The organism is Pseudomonas sp. PB105, from assembly GCF_009764655.1.
GTDB classification, from domain to species: Bacteria; Pseudomonadota; Gammaproteobacteria; order Pseudomonadales; family Pseudomonadaceae; genus Aquipseudomonas; species Aquipseudomonas cyclaminis.
The window spans coordinates 1-3,604 of record NZ_RWIO01000087.1 but is presented as its reverse complement, the minus strand read 5'-3'; the positions used below and the strand labels follow the sequence as shown (position 1 = coordinate 3,604).

Annotated in this window: 2 tRNA genes and 2 rRNA genes; all 4 read left to right on the top strand. The window is 50.9% G+C overall.

Features of this window, described 5'->3' with window-relative positions:
• Positions 1–7 precede the first annotated feature (7 nt).
• The 4 genes from EJD88_RS20890 (at position 8) to rrf (ending at position 3,595) form a co-directional block, all read left to right on the top strand.
• A tRNA-Ile gene (locus EJD88_RS20890) sits at positions 8–84 on the top strand.
• 30 nt (positions 85–114) lie between these two features.
• A tRNA-Ala gene (locus EJD88_RS20885) sits at positions 115–190 on the top strand.
• A 246-nt stretch (positions 191–436) separates the two neighbouring features.
• Positions 437–3,328 (top strand): 23S ribosomal RNA (locus EJD88_RS20880).
• Between the two features lie 151 nt (positions 3,329–3,479).
• Positions 3,480–3,595 (top strand): 5S ribosomal RNA (gene rrf / locus EJD88_RS20875).
• Positions 3,596–3,604: the final 9 nt, after the last annotated feature.

Below are 3,604 nucleotides of genomic sequence, written 5' to 3'. Positions count from 1 at the left end.
CGAAATTGGGTCTGTAGCTCAGTTGGTTAGAGCGCACCCCTGATAAGGGTGAGGTCGGCAGTTCGAATCTGCCCAGACCCACCAATTTTGTGTGGGAAACGCCTGTAGAAATACGGGGCCATAGCTCAGCTGGGAGAGCGCCTGCCTTGCACGCAGGAGGTCAACGGTTCGATCCCGTTTGGCTCCACCACTACTGCTTCTGTTGTTGAAAGCTTAGAAATGAGCATTCCATTGTGATGATGGTGAATGTTGATTTCTAGTCTTTGATTAGATCGTTCTTTAAAAATTTGGGTATGTGATAGAAAGATAGACTGAACGTTACTTTCACTGGTAGCGGATCAGGCTAAGGTAAAATTTGTGAGTTCTCTTAGTTGAGAAATTCGAATTTTCGGCGAATGTTGTCTTCACAGTATAACCAGATTGCTTGGGGTTATATGGTCAAGTGAAGAAGCGCATACGGTGGATGCCTTGGCAGTCAGAGGCGATGAAAGACGTGGTAGCCTGCGAAAAGCTTCGGGGAGTCGGCAAACAGACTTTGATCCGGAGATGTCTGAATGGGGGAACCCAGCCATCATAAGATGGTTATCTTACGCTGAATACATAGGCGTAAGAGGCGAACCAGGGGAACTGAAACATCTAAGTACCCTGAGGAAAAGAAATCAACCGAGATTCCCTTAGTAGTGGCGAGCGAACGGGGACTAGCCCTTAAGTGGCTTTGAGATTAGCGGAACGCTCTGGAAAGTGCGGCCATAGTGGGTGATAGCCCTGTACGCGAAAATCTCTTAGTCATGAAATCGAGTAGGACGGAGCACGAGAAACTTTGTCTGAATATGGGGGGACCATCCTCCAAGGCTAAATACTACTGACTGACCGATAGTGAACTAGTACCGTGAGGGAAAGGCGAAAAGAACCCCGGAGAGGGGAGTGAAATAGATCCTGAAACCGTATGCGTACAAGCAGTGGGAGCCCACTTTGTTGGGTGACTGCGTACCTTTTGTATAATGGGTCAGCGACTTATTTTCAGTGGCGAGCTTAACCGAATAGGGGAGGCGTAGCGAAAGCGAGTCTTAATAGGGCGTCTAGTCGCTGGGAATAGACCCGAAACCGGGCGATCTATCCATGGGCAGGTTGAAGGTTGGGTAACACTAACTGGAGGACCGAACCGACTACCGTTGAAAAGTTAGCGGATGACCTGTGGATCGGAGTGAAAGGCTAATCAAGCTCGGAGATAGCTGGTTCTCCTCGAAAGCTATTTAGGTAGCGCCTCATGTATCACTGTAGGGGGTAGAGCACTGTTTCGGCTAGGGGGTCATCCCGACTTACCAAACCGATGCAAACTCCGAATACCTACAAGTGCCGAGCATGGGAGACACACGGCGGGTGCTAACGTCCGTCGTGAAAAGGGAAACAACCCAGACCGTCAGCTAAGGTCCCAAAGTTATGGTTAAGTGGGAAACGATGTGGGAAGGCTTAGACAGCTAGGAGGTTGGCTTAGAAGCAGCCACCCTTTAAAGAAAGCGTAATAGCTCACTAGTCGAGTCGGCCTGCGCGGAAGATGTAACGGGGCTCAAACCATACACCGAAGCTACGGGTATCACGTAAGTGATGCGGTAGAGGAGCGTTCTGTAAGCCTGTGAAGGTGAGTTGAGAAGCTTGCTGGAGGTATCAGAAGTGCGAATGCTGACATGAGTAACGACAATGGGTGTGAAAAACACCCACGCCGAAAGACCAAGGTTTCCTGCGCAACGTTAATCGACGCAGGGTTAGTCGGTCCCTAAGGCGAGGCTGAAAAGCGTAGTCGATGGAAAACAGGTTAATATTCCTGTACTTCTGGTTATTGCGATGGAGGGACGGAGAAGGCTAGGCCAGCTTGGCGTTGGTTGTCCAAGTTTAAGGTGGTAGGCTGAGATCTTAGGTAAATCCGGGATCTTAAGGCCGAGAGCTGATGACGAGCTAACTTTTAGTTAGCGAAGTGGTTGATGCCATGCTTCCAAGAAAAGCTTCTAAGCTTCAGGTAACCAGGAACCGTACCCCAAACCGACACAGGTGGTTGGGTAGAGAATACCAAGGCGCTTGAGAGAACTCGGGTGAAGGAACTAGGCAAAATGGCACCGTAACTTCGGGAGAAGGTGCGCCGGTGAGGGTGAAGGACTTGCTCCGTAAGCTCATGCCGGTCGAAGATACCAGGCCGCTGCGACTGTTTATTAAAAACACAGCACTCTGCAAACACGAAAGTGGACGTATAGGGTGTGACGCCTGCCCGGTGCCGGAAGGTTAATTGATGGGGTTAGCTAACGCGAAGCTCTTGATCGAAGCCCCGGTAAACGGCGGCCGTAACTATAACGGTCCTAAGGTAGCGAAATTCCTTGTCGGGTAAGTTCCGACCTGCACGAATGGCGTAACGATGGCGGCGCTGTCTCCACCCGAGACTCAGTGAAATTGAAATCGCTGTGAAGATGCAGTGTATCCGCGGCTAGACGGAAAGACCCCGTGAACCTTTACTATAGCTTTGCACTGGACTTTGAATTTGCTTGTGTAGGATAGGTGGGAGGCTTTGAAGCGTGGACGCCAGTCTGCGTGGAGCCAACCTTGAAATACCACCCTGGCAACTTTGAGGTTCTAACTCAGGTCCGTTATCCGGATCGAGGACAGTGTATGGTGGGTAGTTTGACTGGGGCGGTCTCCTCCTAAAGAGTAACGGAGGAGTACGAAGGTGCGCTCAGACCGGTCGGAAATCGGTCGTAGAGTATAAAGGCAAAAGCGCGCTTGACTGCGAGACAGACACGTCGAGCAGGTACGAAAGTAGGTCTTAGTGATCCGGTGGTTCTGTATGGAAGGGCCATCGCTCAACGGATAAAAGGTACTCCGGGGATAACAGGCTGATACCGCCCAAGAGTTCATATCGACGGCGGTGTTTGGCACCTCGATGTCGGCTCATCACATCCTGGGGCTGAAGCCGGTCCCAAGGGTATGGCTGTTCGCCATTTAAAGTGGTACGCGAGCTGGGTTTAGAACGTCGTGAGACAGTTCGGTCCCTATCTGCCGTGGACGTTTGAGATTTGAGAGGGGCTGCTCCTAGTACGAGAGGACCGGAGTGGACGAACCTCTGGTGTTCCGGTTGTCACGCCAGTGGCATTGCCGGGTAGCTATGTTCGGAATAGATAACCGCTGAAAGCATCTAAGCGGGAAACTAGCCTCAAGATGAGATCTCACTGGAACCTTGAGTTCCCTGAAGGGCCGTCGAAGACTACGACGTTGATAGGTTGGGTGTGTAAGCGCTGTGAGGCGTTGAGCTAACCAATACTAATTGCCCGTGAGGCTTGACCATATAACACCCAAGCAATTTGCGTCGAAAGGCCAGATTGTGGTGTGTGAAGACGAGATGAACCGAAAGTTCGACGCTCACAAAACACCGAAAGCTATCACATACCCAATTTGCTGAAGCGAGGCCATCAGGTCGCGACTCAGTACCCGAATTTCTTGACGACCATAGAGCATTGGAACCACCTGATCCCATCCCGAACTCAGTAGTGAAACGATGCATCGCCGATGGTAGTGTGGGGTTTCCCCATGTGAGAGTAGGTCATCGTCAAGATTAAATTCC